We start from the raw sequence: 17979 nt of genomic DNA, 5'->3' as shown, positions 1-17979 counted from the left end.
AGGTGGCGGAGTGGCTCCGGCGCCCGTCGCGTCCCGCCCGCCGGCCCGACCTTCAGCAGCAGAACAACGCGGTGGGCATGCGCATCCTCATGACCCCGCTGCTCGTCTACACGGCCCTGGGCATTCTCAACACCCTCCTCCTGGCCACCCGGCAGCGCCGCAAGGAGTTCGCGGCCCTGCGGCTGGCCGGCAGCACCAAGGCTCAACTGCTGCGCATGCTGGGGTGGGAGTCGGTCGTCGTGGTGCTGAGCGGACTGCTGGTGGCAGGGCTGGTGATCACGGTCTTCCTCGCCGGGCTGTCGGCCCGGATTGCGCCGTATCTGACAGCGCCCGCCCCACTGCCCTGGGGGGCACTGGCCCAGGTGGCGGCAGGATGCGCCGGTTTGGGAGTGCTGGGGCTGCTGGTCCCCGGTGTGCTGGTGCTGCGCGTGCGCCCGGTACGCGCCGTCCGGTCGGCGGAATAGCGGAACAGCGGCCGGTGCTGGCCGCGCCCGTGGGCGCCGCCGGCCGCTCAGCGGCCACCCGTACGCCCAGGTCCGGCTGCCGGCCGCCGGCTGCTCGGCCGGCGGCGGCGTCAGCGGGTGCTCAGCGGACCCTCAGCGCCTCCGTCAGCGCGTCCCCGGCGAATCCTCAGCGCTTTCCCCAGCGGTTCGCAGCGGTTCGCAGCGGTTCGCAGCGGTTCGCAGCGGTTCTCAGCGGTTCCTCAGTGATTGCTTCAGTCGGCGCTCGGTGCTCGGCGCCCGTCGGAGCCTCAGTTGACGCAGACGAGTCCCAGCAGGCACACATGCGCCGGAGAGGTGGGATCTTCGGTGGGATCGGCCGACGGGGTGGTCGGCGCGGTCGAGGTACCTGCGTCGGAGCTTCCGGCGGAACCGGGGGCGGTCGACGCCGAGGGTGCCGCGACACCGGTGTGGTCGACGGGCGCCTTCTTGGTCGAGGCGGGCGTGGCGGTGTGCGGTGCCGCGCTCGGGGAGGCTGCGGGATGTGCCGGGGCGGCGGAGTGCGCCTGCCGGGGTGTGGCGGCAGAGGGCGGCGCGGCGGGGGTGGTGTGCTGCTGCCGGGCGGCCGTGTTGTGCGGGTGCGTATCCGGATGCTGCGAGGCCGCGGTGTCCGGCTGCTCCGACGCCGAGGCGGCGGACTCCGTCCGGGGCGAGCCCACGCTCCCCGGCTCCGGCGACGAGGCCGCCTGCGCATGGCCGGGGGACGGCTTGTTCTGGAGCAGCGAGGCAGTCAGGCCACCGCCGACCAGGGCAAAGGCCGTCGCGGCCACGGCCCGGCGCCGGTGCTTCTTCCACCGTGCCAGCTGCCGACGCCGAGCCGCCCGGCCCTGCCCGGTAGCCGCAGCACCTCCGGAGCCATCGGCCACACCGGCGTCCGCAGCGTCCGCCGACACGTCCTGCGCGGCGGGAGCCTTGTTGCCGAAGAGGTCCTTGTTGCCGAAGGGGTCCTTCTCGGACGCACCGCTGCTGAACGGCGCGGCATCGAACGGCTGGGTGCCCGGATGCGGAGTGCTCTGATGAGGAGCGCTCTCATGGGGTCCGAGGCCGGCGGCTTCCTCCGCACGCCATGCCTTCCACGTCGCGGCAGCGGTCGTCGCGCGGTGGTGGCGATGGGTGGGCGGGGCTATATCCGGGGCGTAATCCCCGCATCCCGGGCACACGAGTGCCCCGTTGAGACTCCGGCGGCACGACGAGCAGTAGTCCATCTTCGATCTTTCTGTGCTGACTGCGCCGCCAAGGACGCCGGCGACCTGAAATGAGTTCGCACGCGGGATCGAGCGGGCAGTAACGCTAACGGTACCCGCCGCTCCCAAAACGAAGATGGTGTGACGCTTCGGTGCAGATTCCTTGCCGTTGCCTTTCACCACTCCGGACATGTGACGACGAATCCCGGGATGAGGGGCTGGGTGTGCTGACTACAGCGCTCACTCGGAATTCGGTCAGAGGCGACGTATCCACGCAGCGATCCCATGACCGATCAGAAGGTAAATCACTGCGGCCAAGCCATAATTGAGGAAAACCCGCATGCCTTCGAGGTCCATGGTGAAGATGTCCTGGGACCAGCCGGCGAGCCAGTCGGCCGTGCCGTGCACAAAGCCGACGAAGACATTCCCCTGGTTCGCGTCGAGCAGGTACAGCAGGATCCACAGGCCCAGAAAGCCTGCGGCGATGTCCGCGATCGTGTGGATGACCAAGGCCGTCCGGTCCGCTCCGGCGCCGTCCCGGCTGCGCCTGCGAGTGTCCTGAGGGGGGTCATAGGGGCGGTAGGGGTCGTTCAGGGGCATGGGTTCCTGGGGGCTGTTCATGCCCCCTTACTTGCCTCGCGCGAGTGCGCAAAACCACTTTCAAACCTTCGATTCCATATCGGTTTCGGGGTTCGCCCGCACGCTTTGATCATCATCGAGAACGCCGGTGTCCGAATTCCACACGGGCTCCACACGGATTCCATACGGGGTCGCGCGGATTCCCTCCCGGGCCGCACCGGACGTCAAAATGCCGCAAGTCGGAGCCAGTCAGAATTCTGATACCACTCCGCCCGCTCGCCCGCCCGCGGGCCTTCCGCCGGCCATCGTCAGTGAGCCACGAGTGGGCGGCTGGGGCGGGGTGGGCCCCCGGAGGGTTGGGCCCCTCCCGGCTCCCGGTGCCGTCAGCCCCGTCCCGTGAACTGTTGCCCCACCCCGAGTCCGCGCAGATCGGCGAGGACCTGCGGGTCCTGGGCGTCGAGCCAGTCGCACAACTGCCGGAAGGAGACCATCCGGACGTCCTTGTGCTTCTCGTCGCCGATGTGCTTGATCGCCTCCTCGACGGCGTCCATGTAGATACCGCCGTTCCACTGCTCGAAGTGGTTGCCGACGAAGAAGGGGGCCCGGTTCGTCTCGTACGCCCGCTGGAACCCGGCGATGTAGGCGTCGGTGGCCTGCTTGCGCCAGCCCGGGTAGTTGGCCGGCGGGCCCTTGGTGGAGTTCTTCGACTGATTGAACATCAGGTTGAAGTCCATCGAGAGGGTCTCGGAGTGGCCGGGGAACGGTATCGACTGGAGCGGGAAGTCCCAGAGGCCCTGCTTCTTGGTGGGCCAGACCTGGAGGCCGCCGGGGGAGCTGGCGTCGTACCGCCAGCCGCGCTTCCTGGCCGTCGGCAGCAGGTTCTCCTGGCCCTTCAGGCACGGCGTACGGCCGCCGACGAGTTCCTTGCTGTAGTCGAAGGGAAGCGGTTCGAGGTCGGTGAAACCGGTGTTCGTACGCCACTTGGTGACGAAGTCCATGGCCTGCTCGATCTCGGAGTCCCACTGGGCGGGGGTCCAGTGCTCGACCGTGCCGGTGCCGTCGCAGAAGTGGCCGTTGAAGTGGGTGCCTATCTCGTGGCCCTCCAGCCAGGCCGCGCGCAGGTTCTTCAGCGTCTCCTTGATGTGGTCATCGGTGAGGTAGTCGATGGCGGAGGCGCCGACGGGGTTGTTCGGGGGCCGGTACAGGCGCTTCTTCGACTCGGGCAGCAGATACAGCCCGGAAAGGAAGAAGGTCATCGAGGCGTTGTGGTCGCGGGCGATTTTGCGGAACCGCGGGAAGAGGCCGTTGCCCACCTCGCCCGCCCCGTCCCAGGAGAAGACGACGAACTGCGGCGGCTTCTGACCCGGCTTCAGCTTCTCCGGTGCGGGCGGCTGGTTCGGCTGCTTTCCGGTGTACGCGGTCGAACCGTCCCCGATCGGCTTGCTTTTCGCCGTCTTTCCCTTGGTCCCGACCTTGCCGGAGGCCGACGACCCGGAGCCCGAGCAGCCGGCGACGGAGAGCGCGGCAGCCGCTCCTACCCCGAGTCCAAATATGCCCCGACGGCTGAATTTACGCATAACGGTACCCATCGCATTCGTTCGAAGTTCTGGCATGTGGGCGTCCGGAGAAGCGGGAAGCCCAGAGAGGCGGGGAGGCGGATACCGAGGTTCCGCTGCGACCCCGAGAAGGAGAGCGCTCAATGGAGGGTGGCGGGCGATTCATTCTCCGAAGCCATGGGAAAGGCCCCGGGAGCCCGGACTCCGCAGTGCACTACGCGATGGTTAAGTCCGAAAAGGAGAACACAGCCGTTCGTGCTGCCCCGCAACCCCACCGCCGCGCCGGGGGACTGTCAGCCTTGGTGATGCGCACGTGATCCATCGTCGTGTTCTGCATGTATTGCTCCCCCGTTCAACAGGCGGGGCAGAAAGCTGACGGCCTCGGCGGCCCTCACCCAACGCCCTTGGATGCAGATGACTCTCACGGAGATCGCTAGCGCACCGGTAACGCCTCACTAACAACGGCTGCCACGCCGGCCCTGCGCGGTGGACGCGGGCGAACGGCACGGCGGGACGGTGGGAACTTGCGGGCGGGTTTCCCTGGCTCCGGCGGACGCCTCCCCCCGGGAGCAGGGGTGCCGTCGGACAGTGAGGACAGTTGGTTGACCGGAGGCCGGCCTACCGGGCGCGAGCACCGGTGAGGCGCTCGCGCAGCGTGCCGGCGAATTCCTCCGCCCGTGCGAGCTGGGTGTGCAGGTCCGCCACCCGCTGTTGCGCCGCAAGGCAGCGCGGCAAGTCCGCCGAGATCGTCGGCCTGAACGAGCCCAGCGCCGACCTCCACAGGACGCTCAGGGGTGAACTCACCGGCAGCAACTGATCAGTTGGGGCACGCTCGCTCGCGATGACAGGCCGGGGAGAGGCTCCCGGGCGCGCGTGGCGCGGGGTGCGGAGGGGCTTACGGGTGGTACTTCTCCTCGACCGTCTCGCCGGCGCCGGACTTGGGGTTCATGGTGACGCGGACGGTCACGCTGCCGGTCTTCGCGGCCTTCTCCAACTGCTCCACGGTGCACTTCGAGGTGCCGTAGCCGTCATCGCCGAGGGACACGCTGCCTTCGTCGTCGGAGCAGATCGCGGCCGCGCCGAGGACCGTTGTGGCGTTGGCGACGAAGAACGCCTGGTCCGTGCCGCCGCCCTGGGGCTTGACGATCAGCTTGCCGGGCGCGAGGTACTCCAGTGTGCCGACGATCGTGCGGTGGTTGCCCGCGTGGGCGACGCCGCCCCTGCCGGGGGCGGACGTGCTGCCGGTCCTGGCGGCGGACGACGCCTTGGCGGACTTGCCGCCGTCCTGGCCCTGCGAGCCGGAGTGGTCCGAGGAGGAGCCGCTCGTGGACTGGGCCGAGGCCGAGGCGTGCTGCGAGTCGGACGCGGCCGAGGAGCCCGAGGCGCCCGCTGTCCCGGAGCCCTCCCCGCAGGCCGTGGCCCCCAGGCCCAACGCCGCCGCGGCGACGACGGCGGTGGCGATGCGGCGGCCGGCGCGGCCGCGGAATCGGCTGGTGGTGGCGGTGTTCATCGGGTCGCCCATTGCTCTGTTCTCTCGTCTCTCTCGTCCTTCTCCTGAATGATCATCAGCTTCCATGATCGAGTTGGCGTTCCGCTAATGGACGGCTAATGCGGTGCGGCTGCGCACCGCAGCGCGCTTGCCGCCGCCGGCATCACCGCCGTGAGCAGGCCTGAAGCGCTGCTTGTCGCGAATCGTCCGACGGTGCCCCGTCACGCCCCTCGTGACCGGAGTTGACCATGCTGGCGGGCATGGAGGGGACGCGGCTGAGGGCGAGGCCAAGGACGATCGCGTGACGCCATGTCACGGACTGCCAACACCCTGCTGTGGTAACACTTTTCCGAGTGAAGCGCGTGCGTCAGTGAGACGCGACGAGGTGGCTGGACTTCACTCGGCAAGGTTGACCAAGGGGGACTTCGCATGACGTCAGCAGGCCCGTCGGGACAGGCGTGGAAAACGCCTGCCGACGACTTACCCACACCCGGGGACTCGTCACCGCAGGCCGTCCCACCGCCGGCCGTCCCGCCACCGGCTGCCCCGCCGCCACCGGCCGCCCCACCGCCCACGGCCGACCCTTATCCCGATGTGCCACCGGCGGTCTCGGCACAGCCGGTCATCGAGGTCAGCCTGCGGGTCAGCAGACGGCTGCTCTGGGTCGGTGACGCCTATTACCCGCTCCAGAACATCGCCCGGGTGCACACGCTCACCATCCACCCCCGGCGCAAGGACGCCGTCCTGCTCTTTGCGAAGCGGCTGCTGATCATGGGGGCGGTGACGACGCTCCTCGGCCTGCTCGCCGGCCTGATCGACTCCTCCAGCAGCGGCGGTGCCACCGGCCTCACTGCTCTCGTCGTGATCGTCGCGCTCGCGGCGCTGGGCTACTGCCTCGTGGAGATGCTGAAGGTACTCGGCGCGCCGTCACACTACGTCCTGGTCGTCGAGACGTCCGGCCCCTCCACTGCCGTGGTGACCAGCCCCGACCGGGACCACCTGCGGCGGCTCGCCCAGCAGATCGCCGACGCGATCGAGAACCCGAAGGCGGAGTTCGAGGTGCGGGTGGACACCCTCACGATCAGTCCCAAGCACTATTACTTCGGAGACAACGTCAACATGTACGGCGGCACCGGCAACGTAGGGATGGCGAGCTGATGAGCGGGGGAGACCAGCACTACTACTTCGGCGGCGGCGACCACGTCGCCATGCACGGCGGCTCGGGCAACGTCGGCATCGACAAGCGGGTCACTCCGGCCCAGGAGCTGCCCCCGGCCGTCCAAGAGGCCCTTGGCGCGCTCCTCGTCCTGGCCCAGGAACTGCGCGCCCAGGTCCCGCCGGCCAGCGCCGACGCCCTCGACGTCGCGCTGCCGGCACTCCGGGCCGAGTCGGACGTCCCACCGCAGGAGCGGCACCGCGCCCTGCTCGCCGTCGCGGGCATCGCCGCGACCGTCGGCACGCTCGGCACCCCCATCGTCCAGGCCGTCAACAACGTCCTCGAACTCCTGGGCGCGAAGTGAGCCCCTGGGGAGAGGACCCGCCCGACGCGAACGCACCGACTCCGCACGCTCAGGCGGTGAGGGTGGGGTAGTCGGTGTAGCCGCGGTGGTCGCCGCCGTAGAAGGTGGCCTTGTCGGGGTCGTTGAACGGGCCGCCGGAGGCGAGGCGCCGGGGCAGGTCGGGGTTGGCCAGGAACAGCGCCCCGTAGGCGACCATGTCCGCGCTCCCGTCCTCGATCAGACCCAGCGCGTCGGGGCCGGTGGCGTCGGGGTAGGTGAAGGGGTTGAGGACGAACGTGCCGGGCCAGTTCTTGCGCAGCCGCGGGGTCAGGTCGCGGTTCGGGCCTTCCATCAGGTGCAGGTAGGCCAGGTCCAGGCCGGCGAGCCGGTCCAGCAGGGCGAGGTAGACCTCGTCGGGGGTGTCCTCGGCGATGTCGTTGAACTGGTTGCCGGGCGAGATCCGCAGGCCCACCCGGTCGCCGCCGATCGCCTCGGCGACGGCGGTGACGACCTCGACGGCGAAGCGGATCCGGCCCTCGGTGGTGCCGCCCCAGGCGTCGGTGCGGTGGTTGGTGTTGGGCGCGAGGAACTGGTGGATCAGGTAGCCGTTGGCGCCGTGCAGCTCCACGCCGTCGAACCCGGCCTCGACCGCGTTGCGGGCGGCGTCGGCGAAGTCGGCGACGGTCTGCCGGATCTCCGCCTCGCTCAGCTCCTTCGGCGTCACGAACTCCTTCGGCCCCTCGTGGGTGAAGACCCGCCCCTCGGCGGCCACCGCCGACGGCCCCACCGGCATCAGCCCGTCGGACAGCAGGCTCGGGTGCCCGATCCGGCCGGTGTGCATCAGCTGCGCGAAGATCGCACCGCCCTCACGGTGCACGGCGTCGGTCACCGTCCGCCACGCCCGCACCTGCCCGGCCGAGTGCAGGCCGGGGGTGTCGGGGTAGCCCTGGCCCACCGGCGAGGGCTGGATGCCCTCCGTGACGATCAGCCCGGCGGCCGCCCGCTGTGCGTAGTACGCCGCCATCAGCGCGGTCGGCTCGGCGCCGGGACCATAGGCGCGGCTGCGGGTCATCGGCGCCATCACGAGACGGTTCGCCAGGCGCGTGCCGCCCAGGACGATCGGGTCGAAAGCAGTGGTCATGGGTCTCTTCCTCCGGGTGAGTAGTGCTCCGCGGCCGGGCCCTCACGAGCCCGCACCAGCAGATGCCTGCCTGAACAAGTAAATCACCTGCTCGAACAGGTAAACATCCCGAACCCATTCCCGCCTTCCCATGTGAAGTACGTAACACGTTGCTGCCTGCCCGCATGCGCCCTGGCGATGGCCTAGGCGCCACCAGGTATCGCGCTAGAAGGTAGGCTTAGGCTGCCTAGGCAGGAAAGTGAGGTTCCGATGACGCAGTCCACACCGGAAGCCGGGAAGGGTCCCGCGGGGGCGGAGCAGGAGGTCACCGTTCCGGTGCCGGCCGCGGCCGGTGGCGGGCCGGTCAGTCACGCGATCTTCCGCCTGGCCCGCCTGCACCGCATGTTCGCCGGACAACTACTGCGCCGGATCGGCCTGCACCCGGGCCAGGAGCTGGTGATGATGCACCTGTGGGAACTCGGCGCACAGCGGCAGGCCGACCTGGTGCGGCTGATGGACTCCGACGCCGCCACCATGACCCGCACCGTCCGGCGCCTGGAGCAGGCCGGCTTCGTCCGCCGCCGCCCCTCACCCACCGACAAGCGCGCCTCACTCATCGAACCCACTGCCGCCAGCCACGCCCTGCGCCGCGAGGTCGAGCAGGTCTGGAGCCACCTGGAGGACCTCTCCACAGCGGGCCTCTCCCCCGACGAGCGAACCGCCGCCCTGCACACCCTCGAACGCCTGGAACAGAACCTCGTCAAGGCTGCCGCCGACCCCGACGGAGCATGCGGGGAGAAGTAGCCTCCTCGACGGCTGTGGTAATAACAAATGAGATGCGGGCAAAGGGAACTGACGGCCCATCAGTGACTAACTGCAATGTTGTCGACACCCTGGAATCTCTACGTCCAACAGCTCCCGGATGGCTGTGCGCCGCCTGGCCTGGCCTCGTGGCCCTCTCCCGGCCAAAGCGGTGCGCTCACCGGCACTACTCCAAACCCGCGAGCACATCGCCGATCGCTCTACGGCAGGCAACGCCCCTCCGGCTACGGAAACGCAGTCGGAGGGGCGTTGAGTGGGGGTGCATCTTCAACGGGGCCCGCCCGGCGCCGGTGGGCGCTGCGACGGGACGCCGGCCTCGTGGCGTCAGCGGGCGAACAACTCCATTGCGAGTTGGCTGAGGCCGGCTCCGTACTGGGTGCACATGAATGCCCTGTACGGGAGGCGGCTGCGGCTGCGGGGTTCGTCGGAGGAGGTGGCCCGGACGAGTCGAGACGTGACGATCGCCCCCGCCAGCAGAAAAACGGCGGAGGGGAGGAGGATGGGGGCGGTGAGCCAGGCGGTGGCGAGGTAGAGCAGGGCGACCGCGATGGGGGTGATCGCGCAGACCGTCCTGGCCCGTCGTTCGCCCCACAAGACAAGCGCCGTGCGCCGTCCGGCAGCGGTGTCGCCCCGTACATCGGAGAGGTCCTTGACCAGGGCGCCTACGGCTCCCATCCAGAGCGTCAGCGCGCCGCCGAAGACGATCACCGGCCAGGCGTCTCCCGTGCCGCCGCCGCTCAGCCGGCCGGCCGCGAAGGTCAGTCCCCCCAGGAGCAGGACGGCGAGCACGGTGGTCGAGGTGCGGCTCTTGAGGGCTACGCCCGGTGCGGAGTACGCGAATCCGCACAGCAATTGTGCGGCGATCAGGACGAGGAAGAGCGAGCTTTCGACGAGCGTGGCGATCAGCAGAGCCACGGCCGCCAGGCCCCAGGAGACGAATTTGGCGCTACGGGGGCTCAGCTCTCCCCTGCTGATGGGGCGGCCATTTTGGTTCAGCTGGTCTTCCGGGGCGTCGTGCACTCCGTTGACGAGATAGACGTAGGTGGTGGCCAGCCCCCAGGCGAGCGCGGCGGCAAGGAAGGGGGGGATGCCTGCGGCTGAATCCGGGGAGTTCGTACTCATCAGGAATGCCACGGTGAAACGCAGCAGAAAGACGATCTGGACCGAGAGCCTGGATTCCCGCAGGCACAGTGTCAAGGTCTTCAGGACGGACTGACGCCGCGTAATCGCGATGGGCGTGGGTCTTGGCCTTGTTAAAACTGACATGATCAAAGAGTCGCATTCGTCCATCGGCCCGGACGGCTGGATACCCCATGCCTGTCCGGGCCGATGTATCTCCTGTTACGGGGGCTGGAATTCCGGTTAGGAGACGGGCAGGGGCAGGGGCTCGGCTGCGGGCAGGGGCGTACGGGCAATGACGTCGATCACCTCGGCGGCATTGACCGCGTAACGGACCGGCTCCCCTTCGAGAGCGGCCCGTACGGCCTGGACGGCCTCGTGGCCCGCCCGGTCCTGCGCCTCGGCGGTGCTCGCGCCCAGATGCGGTGTGCCGGTGACGGAGTCGATATCCAGCAGGGGGGAGCCCACGGCCGGTTCGACCTCGAACACGTCCAGGGCGGCGCCGGCGATACGACCCTGCAGGAGAGCCACCAGCAGGGCGTCCTCGTCGACGATCCCGCCACGGGAAGTGTTGACCAGGTGCATGGTGTGCTTGGCGAGGCCGAGTTCGCGCCGCCCGATCAGATCGACGGTCGCCGGGGTCTTGGGCAGGTGGACGGTCACGATGTCGCTGGTGGACATCAGCTCGTCCAGCTCGACCAGGCGCGCACCGAGTAACGCCGCGTCCTCCGCCGGCACATACGGGTCATAGGCCAGCAAGGTGACGTCGAATCCGGCGAGCCTGCGGGCGACAAGCCTGCCGACGTTGCCGAATCCGACGATACCCACGGTCCGGCCGGCCAGCTCGCTCCCCTTGAACGCGGCCCGGTCCCAGCGCCCCGCACGCAGCGAGGCACCGGCGGCGTACACCTTGCGCAGCGAGGAAATGATGAGGCCGACGGTCAGCTCGGCGACGCTGAGGACATTGGAGTGCGGGGCATTGGCCACCAGCACACCGGCTCGGGTGGCGGCCGCGATGTCCACGTTGTCCAGGCCCACTCCGGCGCGCCCGATGACCCTCAGCTTCGGGGCGGCGGCGATGGCCTCGGCGTCCACCTGGGTGCCGCTGCGGATGAGCAGGCCGTGCGCGTCCCCAAGCGCTTCGTGCAGCGCGCGCGGATCGCTGCCGGCGCAGTGCCGGATCTCGTAGCCCTTCAGCCCCGCCAAGGTCTCGGAGGGCAGCGGGTCGGCGACGAGGACAACGGGTTTGCCGGTTGCGGAGGAATGGTATTTGCCGTTCCCGTCGAACGGATTCATATCGGTTCGTTCTCCAGAGTTGCGGGTGGATACGGTCACAGGGCTGTGCCGGCCAGGGATGTGGTTCGCTCGCGCGGCAGCCCGGCCCGGGTCCAGACGGCGTCCAGGGCGTTGGCGAACCAGTGGATCTGGTCCTCGCAGTGATGCGGCGTCGGTGTCACCCGCAGGCGCTCCGTACCGGTCGGCACACTGGGCGAGTTGATCGGCTGCACGTAGATGCCGTTGCGGTCCATGAGCTCGGCCGCCACCTCGCGGCACTTCTGGGAGTCGCCGACGAGAACGGGCACGATGTGCGCCTCTTCGGAGACCACCGGGATGCCCCGGTCGCGCAGCAGGCTGTGCAGCAGCTTGGCCTTGGCCTTCATCTGCGTACGCTCGTGGTCCGAGCGCTTGAGGTGGCGGACCGCGGCAAGCGCGCCGGCCGCTACGGCGGGTGGAAGGGAAGTCGTGAAGATGAAGGCCGAGGCGAAGCTGCGGATGGCGTCGATGACGGAGGCAGGGCCGGCGACATAGCCGCCGGCGATGCCGAACGCCTTGGCCAGGGTGCCCTGCACGACGTCGAAGCGGTCGGCGATACCCATCTCAGCGGCCTTTCCGGCGCCGCGAGGGCCGTACATGCCGACGGCGTGCACTTCATCGAGGTAGGTGAAGGCGCCGTACTCACGGCAGAGTTCGGAGATCCGCTCCAACGGGGCGACGTCGCTCTCCATGGAGTAAATGCTCTCCATCGCGACGATCTTGGGGAGCGATGGGTCCGTCCCCGCCAGCAGCTCCTCAAGGTGGTCGACGTCGTTGTGGCGGAAGATCAGCTTCTCGGCGCCGCTGTGCTTGATGCCCGCGATCATCGACGCGTGGTTGAGCTCGTCGGAGAGAACCACACAACCGGGCAGCCGGCCGGCCAGTACGGTCAGCGCCGCGTCATTCGCCGCGTAGCCGGAGGGGAAGATCAGAGCGGCCTCGGTCCCGTGTAAATCGGCCAGTTCCTCCTCCAGCAGGACGTGGTAGTGGTTGTTTCCCGAGATGTTGCGGGAGCCGCCGCTGCCGGCGCCCGAGTCGTCGATCGCCTTCCGCATGGCCTCAAGGACCAAGGGGTGCTGCCCCATGCCCAGGTAGTCATTGCTGCACCAGACGCTGATCCGGCGGCCGTTATCCGGTCCGTAGCACAGAGCGTGCGGAAAGCTGCCTGCCTGGCGCTCGATGTCCAGGAAAGTCCGGTAGCCGCCACGCTCCTTGAGTGCCTCGATCTCGGCCGCAAAGAATCCACGGTAGTCGTACAACAATTCCTCCACAGGTTGAGGGCGCGCTCCGGTGTACCCGTCACGGACGGTCTTCAGAGCGGACCCTGGGGAAGAGGGTGCGGACAATCCATCCGCATGACCAGTTGTTCAGAATTGCAATGTTTAACAATCCCTGGCGGGTCAATAAGCCTCTCGGGTGCAGCGAACTTAACGACCGGTGGGCATAGCGGCAAATGCGTTTCCAGTGTCATCTATGCGGCTCATGAAAAAGACCTGGGCGCGCGCCCGTGATTTATGCAGTTTCCGTATAGGTGGGGCAGTGGATTCATTTCCCTCATCCGCAGGGGTGCCCCTAGAGTCCTGTCGCTGCGCTCGACGCATCATCCCGAGCCGAGCCGGGCAGCACCGCACTACTTCGTGGGGCGCACGGAACACGATCCGCTCCCTGTGATTCCCACTGCATTTGGGAGGACCTCATGCCAGACGGAAATACGCAAGCGATGGACAGGGATGTGAGCCGGCACCGGAAGTCCGGTCCTGCCGATTCTCCGGGCGCGCCGTCCGCCGGCCTGAAAACAGCACCGTCGGACTACGCCCCGCTCGGCCGTAGCCTCGTCGTCTTCGTCATCACCGCGATTCTGGCGACCGGCCAGATGTACGCCGTGATCCCGGTGATGGATGCCATGGCGAGCGCCTGGAGCGCGAGCACCTCGTCGCTGACCTGGATGGCCAGCGCTTTCGGCTTCGGGTACGCGGGCGGCTTCGTCATCTTCGGTCCGCTGGCCGACCGCTTCGGGCACCGCCGCATCGTCGTGGCCGGCATTGCAGCCACGGCCGTCACCACCCTGCTGGTCGGCTGCGCACCCGACCTCGGTCCGGGCATCGCCCTGCGCGTACTACAGGGCCTCACTGTCGCGGCGTTCCCCCCCACCGTGCTGTCGTACATAGCCGAGCGCATCGCCCCCGAGCGCCGGATGGTCACCACGACCGCGATCACCACGTCGTTCCTCGCCTCCGCGGTGGTCGGCCAGGTCGCCGCACAGAGCATCGCCGACGCGTTCGGCTGGCGTGCGGTCTTCATCGCCGGCGCCATCGCCTTCGGCATCATGGCGTTCGCACTGCGCGCGGTGATGGTGGCGGACCGCCCGCCGCACGGCACCTCGCCGCTGGCCGCGTACCGCTCCATCCCGAAGGTCGTGTCCACCCCGGGGCTGCGACTGCTCTACCTGGCCACGCCTGCCGTTTTCGGCTCATTCGTCGCTGTCTATACGGGAATTCAGCTCGGCGGCATCGTCGAGGACAATCAGGCACTGCTCGCCCTGCGGGCCAGCTCACTTCCAGCCATGATCATCATCCCGCTGCTCACGCCCTGGCTGAGCCGCATTCCCAACGCACCCCGAGTGGCCTTCGCACTGCTGCTCGCCGCCTTGGTCGCCCTGGTGACCGGCATCCTCAACCCGGGCACCGGCGGGCTTGCCGTCCTGCTGCTGATCTTCGTCGCCGCGATCACCGTCGCGACCCCGGCCATGGTCGGTACCGTCGGCGAGCGCTCGGGAGCCTCGCGCAGCACGGCCCTGTCGCTGTGCACGTTCTGCTTCTTCGTGGGCGCGAGCCTGGGCCCGCAGCTCGTAGGGGCCCTGATCGGCAGCGGCTTCAGCCTCCTGATGTATGTGCTGGCCGCCGTCCTGCTCACGGCGACGGTGCTCGTCTTCATCACGCGCAAGGCGCCCTCTGCGCCTCGCTCCTGAACCGGGCGCACGGACTCGTATCAGCAAGGAGCCGTACCTCGGCGCGAGCCTTGGAGCCCGCCCACCGCTTCACTTCACCGCCCATTCCCCCGCATTCTGGAGAGACAGCCATGGCACGCGCCTGGAATCCGTCCGTCATCGGCGCCCCGGTCGGTAAGTACAGCCATTTCACCGAAGTCCCGGCCGGCTACCGCCAGATCCACATCGCGGGCCAGGTCGGTACCCTCCCCCACGGTGGGCTCGCGGGGCCGGACGTCGCCGCGCAAACCAGCCAGATCTTCTCGAACATCCGGGTGCTGCTGGCCTCGATCGGGGCAGAACCCAGCGACCTGGTGAAGCTGACCAGCTTCGTCGCAGGCATCAGCTGCCTGCGCGGCTATTACGCGGCGCGCGACGCGGTGTACGCCGACTGGTTCCCGGAGGGGAACTTTCCCGCGCACTCGTTGGCCGTGGTGCTGGCGCTCGCCAAGCCGGAACTGTCCGTGGAGATCGAGGGAATCGTGGCGATTCCGAAATGACCGCGGCAAGGCAGCGGGAGTCGGTGGTGTCTTCCGAGCCGATGGTGTCTTCCGAGCCGATGGTGTCCGCGGAGGCGATGAGTCAGCCGGAATTCCGGGCGCAGTTCCCCGCCCTGCGCAACATCACCTGGCTGGACACACCCGGCTCGCCCCCCGGTGCCGAGCCGGTGAACCGGGCGCTGGGCAACTTCCTGTCGGACTGGCGCAGCGGGGAGTTCGACTGGCTCGACTGGGACGGCGCGGCGGCCCGCTGCCGTTCGCTGTTTGCCGGCTACCTCGGCGTTCCGGTGTCCTCCGTGGCGACCATGGCCTCGGTGGCCGAGGCCGCCGCCACTGTCGCGGCCGCCCTGGAGCCCGGCCGCATCGTGGTCCCCGCCTGCGAGTTCCGCAGCAATCTGCTGCCGTGGCTGCAACTGGACCCGACGCGGTACGAGGTGGTGACCGTTCCGGCGCGCGACGGCGCCGTACGGACGGAGGACCTGGTGGCCGCCCTCGACGACCGGACCGTGCTACTGGCGGTCAGCGAAGTGCTCAGCCGGGACGGCGTACGGGCCGACCTGCCTGCCCTGAGGGAGGCAACCGATGCGGTGGGCGCGCGCCTGTTCGTGGACGCCACCCAGTCATTGGGGGCACTGCGCCTGGACATGTCCGCGCTGCGGCCGGACTACCTCGCGGTGCACGGCTACAAGTGGATGGTGGCTCCGAGGGGCGCCGCCTGGTTGGTCGTACGCCCGGATCGGCTGTGCGGCCTGGCCCCGCTCATGCCCAGCTGGAAGTCCTCCCAGGCTCCGCACGCCTACTTCGGCGGCCGGCTCGACCCGGCGCCGGGTGCCGCGCGTTGTGACACCTCGCCCGCCTGGTTCTCCTGGCTCGGCGCGTGCGCGGCCGTCGGGTTGATGAGCGAGCTCGACGCCACCGCGGTGGAGCAGCACTGCCTCGCTCTCGCGGACGAGTTTCTGACCGAGGCGTGCGCCATGGGGATAGCCCGGGCGGCGAGCGGCCCGCAGTCGCATATCGCGGTGGTACGGACCGACGACGCCGCGCGGATGGCCAAAGAGCTGGCCGCGAGCCGAATACGTGCTACCGCGCTGGCCGATCGGCTCCGGGTGGGCTTCCACTATTTCAACGATCGTGCGGACGTAGCAGCCGTACTGGCGGCGATACGCAGGGCGCTGCACCAGGCGTGATCAGGCTCATACAGTCCGTCAGTGCGTTGTTGTCCCGGACGGCTAGGACCGGGACAACGACGCGCGGTAGACTCCCGCAGCCATGGCAGATGACCAGGAGTCCCGCGACGTAACGGCCTCGGACGGATCTCCGAACCGCGAGACTTCTTATGCCGCACAGATGGCGGAGTCGCTGGAGGCGAGCCGCAAGGCTGTGCTGCACGCCTATCGAGAGGCGCTCCAGGCCGAGGGAAGCGCCCTGTGCAAGTCGCCGCACTGGGAAGAGTGCGAGTCGCAGGCCAATGCCATCATCAGCGACTGCATTTCCTCCGTCGAGCGTGACTGGAAGCGGCCCGACGAGCGGGCGCGCATCAAGTCGATGGAGCTTGGCCGGCGCCGCGCATTCGACGGTGTGCACCCCGCTTACTCCTTCCACGCATGCACGGTGCTTTTCGAGGTTTTCCTGGAACACGCGCACCGCGCGGCGCTCCACATCCCCGGCGACATCGCCGATCAGCTGCTCGTACGCGTCATGCGGGCCTACAACAGCAGCGCCGACTTCCGCGTCCAGTCGGCGATGCAGGGGTATGACACCTTCCTCCTCATGAAGGTCAGGAACGCGAACTCCGACGACCGGCTGCAACTGGCCCGGGATATCCACGACCATCTCGGCAGTTCGCTCGCCATGACACTGCGCTGCCTGGAGCTGCACGAGGCGCAGGAACTCGACGGAGTACCTGGGAAACGGCTGCGGGACGCCTACTCGTCGATCCAGGAAGTCCTGCTCTATACGCGTAAACTCGTCGGCGATCTCCGCGTGTCCACTCCGCGGGCCGGCCTTGAGGCATCTCTCAAGGAGTTCCTGGTCAACGCGCACTACGTCTCGCCGAAGGCTCGCATCACGGTGAGCGGCGACGAGAAGTGGATGGACCGGAAATTCCGTGGCGAACTCTTCGTGGTGCTTCGGGAATGTCTGCGGAATACCTTCAACTACGCCAAAGCGTCTCTGGTGAACGTGGCCATTGATATCGCCCCACATGAGATCAACGCATCCGTCGAGGATGACGGCGAGGGATTCGATGTGGCCGCGGTACTGGGCTCGGGTACCGCCTCCGGTCTTTCGTCTGTCCGTGAACGAGTCGCTGAGTTGGGCGGGCGGGCACGCTGGACCAGCGCCCCGGGGAGAGGAACCCGGGTCGTCTTCCACATCCCGTACACCCGTCCCCTGGGAGGGGCTGGGCACCGATAACGCTGAGGAGCGGGAGAGTGGAGTCAGAAGCGGTTGAAGTAGGGCAGGGGGAAGGGCCGTCATGGCCGAGCTTACTCGTATCGTTATTGCTGATGATCACGCGTTACTGCGTGGGGCACTCGCGGAAGTTCTGCACCTAGAGGATAGGTTCGAGGTGGTAGCCGAGGCCGGCGACGGAAATGAAGTGGTCGAGGCGGTACGGGAGTTCCGGCCCGATCTCGTTTTGCTGGATATCGAGATGCCGTACAACGACCCGCCGGTGACGGTCGAACGAATCCTGGAGGCATCTCCGGACACTCAGGTCATCGTGCTTACCATGCACGATGGTGATGCGGCACTGGTGCATGCGCTGGTGGAAAAGGGAATCAAAGGGTTTCTGCACAAGGACGTGACCCGGAGTGAGTTGGTCTCCGCCATCAACGGCGCCGGTGCTCCCACCGACCGCATCACCATTTCTGCCTCCCGTGAAACCTTCATAGGGGCCAGGCACGACAACATCGCCCAGGAAAGCGTCGGCGAGCGGGTCCCGTTGACAGAGGAAGGCCCGTTGTCGCGACGGGAGTTGCAGATCCTCACCTACGTGGGAGTGGCACTCAGCAATCGGCAGATCGCCACCCGTCTGGGCATCACCGAAAGCACGGTAAAACGCCATCTGCGGAACATCTTCCAGAAGATGGGCGCGGTTTCGCGTATTGATGCCTACAACAAGGGAGTGGCCGCCGCCCTGCTCCCCTATCCTGTGACTCCCGAACGCCCCGTACCCGAACGCTCCCCCCTTCAGGCTCAGCGGAGACGCTCGATGACGTAGTCGACGCAGGCGGTGAGGGCCTCGATGTCCGTCGGGTCGATGGCCGGGAACATCGCGATGCGCAGCTGGTTGCGGCCGAGCTTGCGGT

The 17979-nt window shown here is 68.2% G+C and carries 18 protein-coding genes; 9 read left to right on the top strand and 9 right to left on the bottom strand.

Going from position 1 to position 17979, the window contains the following annotated elements:
* Positions 1-2 precede the first annotated feature (2 nt).
* Positions 3-464 (top strand): FtsX-like permease family protein, encoded by a 462-nt coding sequence (locus IF67_RS0120915; protein ID WP_030987817.1) that lies wholly within the window; start codon positions 3-5, stop codon positions 462-464.
* A 287-nt stretch (positions 465-751) separates the two neighbouring features.
* On the opposite strand, the gene IF67_RS43795 is transcribed toward IF67_RS0120915, so the two are convergent.
* From IF67_RS43795 to IF67_RS0120890, 5 genes are all read right to left on the bottom strand, one after another.
* Positions 752-1705 carry an SCO2400 family protein gene (locus IF67_RS43795; RefSeq protein ID WP_158713131.1) on the bottom strand — a complete coding sequence of 318 codons (954 nt, stop codon included), beginning with the start codon at positions 1703-1705 and terminating at the stop codon, positions 752-754.
* Between the two features lie 234 nt (positions 1706-1939).
* Positions 1940-2284 carry a hypothetical protein gene (locus IF67_RS0120905; RefSeq protein WP_030987815.1) on the bottom strand — a complete coding sequence of 115 codons (345 nt, stop codon included), beginning with the start codon at positions 2282-2284 and terminating at the stop codon, positions 1940-1942.
* A gap of 362 nt (positions 2285-2646) precedes the next feature.
* Positions 2647-3840: a hypothetical protein gene (locus IF67_RS0120900; RefSeq protein WP_030987812.1), complete on the bottom strand. Its 1194-nt coding sequence runs from the start codon at positions 3838-3840 to the stop codon at positions 2647-2649.
* Between the two features lie 597 nt (positions 3841-4437).
* Positions 4438-4623, bottom strand: a complete 186-nt coding sequence (locus tag IF67_RS45995) for a hypothetical protein (protein WP_030987809.1) — start codon at positions 4621-4623, stop codon at positions 4438-4440.
* Between the two features lie 91 nt (positions 4624-4714).
* Positions 4715-5341, bottom strand: a complete 627-nt coding sequence (locus IF67_RS0120890; protein WP_324608889.1) for a hypothetical protein — start codon at positions 5339-5341, stop codon at positions 4715-4717.
* A 561-nt stretch (positions 5342-5902) separates the two neighbouring features.
* Here IF67_RS0120890 and IF67_RS0120885 point away from each other — a divergent pair.
* Positions 5903-6466, top strand: coding sequence for a DUF6232 family protein (locus tag IF67_RS0120885; protein ID WP_030987804.1), 564 nt, complete (start codon positions 5903-5905; stop codon positions 6464-6466).
* Positions 6466-6828: a hypothetical protein gene (locus IF67_RS0120880; RefSeq protein ID WP_030987802.1), complete on the top strand. Its 363-nt coding sequence runs from the start codon at positions 6466-6468 to the stop codon at positions 6826-6828. Before IF67_RS0120885 ends, IF67_RS0120880 begins: the two co-directional genes overlap by 1 nt.
* A 49-nt stretch (positions 6829-6877) precedes the next feature.
* Here the strand turns inward: IF67_RS0120880 and IF67_RS0120875 are convergent, their stop codons facing one another.
* A complete protein-coding gene (locus tag IF67_RS0120875; RefSeq protein ID WP_030987801.1) occupies positions 6878-7948 on the bottom strand; it encodes an alkene reductase in 1071 nt (356 codons plus the stop codon).
* Positions 7949-8197: 249 nt separating this feature from the next.
* On the opposite strand from IF67_RS0120875, the gene IF67_RS0120870 reads away from it, so the two are divergent.
* Complete coding sequence (locus IF67_RS0120870; RefSeq protein ID WP_030987799.1) at positions 8198-8731, top strand: MarR family winged helix-turn-helix transcriptional regulator; 534 nt, start codon at positions 8198-8200, stop codon at positions 8729-8731.
* A 342-nt stretch (positions 8732-9073) separates the two neighbouring features.
* Here IF67_RS0120870 and IF67_RS0120865 read toward each other — a convergent pair whose 3' ends face one another.
* From IF67_RS0120865 to hemA, 3 genes are all read right to left on the bottom strand, one after another.
* Positions 9074-9871 carry a UbiA family prenyltransferase gene (locus tag IF67_RS0120865; protein WP_063754374.1) on the bottom strand — a complete coding sequence of 266 codons (798 nt, stop codon included), beginning with the start codon at positions 9869-9871 and terminating at the stop codon, positions 9074-9076.
* A gap of 240 nt (positions 9872-10111) precedes the next feature.
* A complete protein-coding gene (locus IF67_RS0120860) occupies positions 10112-11164 on the bottom strand; it encodes a hydroxyacid dehydrogenase (RefSeq protein ID WP_051818354.1) in 1053 nt (350 codons plus the stop codon).
* A 35-nt stretch (positions 11165-11199) separates the two neighbouring features.
* Entirely contained in the window at positions 11200-12444 is a 1245-nt protein-coding gene (gene hemA, locus IF67_RS0120855; protein WP_267959226.1) for a 5-aminolevulinate synthase, read from the bottom strand.
* 458 nt (positions 12445-12902) lie between these two features.
* Here hemA and IF67_RS0120850 point away from each other — a divergent pair, with 458 nt between their 5' ends.
* From IF67_RS0120850 to IF67_RS0120830, 5 genes are all read left to right on the top strand, one after another.
* Positions 12903-14150: an MFS transporter gene (locus IF67_RS0120850; RefSeq protein WP_051818351.1), complete on the top strand. Its 1248-nt coding sequence runs from the start codon at positions 12903-12905 to the stop codon at positions 14148-14150.
* A 110-nt stretch (positions 14151-14260) separates the two neighbouring features.
* On the top strand, positions 14261-14668 hold the full coding sequence (locus tag IF67_RS0120845) for a RidA family protein (protein ID WP_030987789.1): 408 nt from the start codon (positions 14261-14263) through the stop codon (positions 14666-14668).
* A gap of 26 nt (positions 14669-14694) precedes the next feature.
* Entirely contained in the window at positions 14695-15855 is a 1161-nt protein-coding gene (locus IF67_RS0120840) for an aminotransferase class V-fold PLP-dependent enzyme (protein WP_234341213.1), read from the top strand.
* A gap of 82 nt (positions 15856-15937) precedes the next feature.
* Entirely contained in the window at positions 15938-17083 is a 1146-nt protein-coding gene (locus IF67_RS0120835) for a sensor histidine kinase (RefSeq protein WP_078889537.1), read from the top strand.
* A 61-nt stretch (positions 17084-17144) separates the two neighbouring features.
* Entirely contained in the window at positions 17145-17891 is a 747-nt protein-coding gene (locus tag IF67_RS0120830; RefSeq protein ID WP_063754371.1) for a response regulator, read from the top strand.
* Positions 17892-17979 lie beyond the last annotated feature (88 nt).

The sequence above is a fragment of the Streptomyces sp. NRRL S-1813 genome (assembly GCF_000719605.1).
In the GTDB taxonomy this organism is placed as follows: Bacteria; Actinomycetota; Actinomycetes; order Streptomycetales; family Streptomycetaceae; genus Streptomyces; species Streptomyces decoyicus.
The sequence above is the reverse complement of the archived record's forward strand: the minus strand, read 5'-3'. Positions and strand labels throughout refer to the sequence as shown.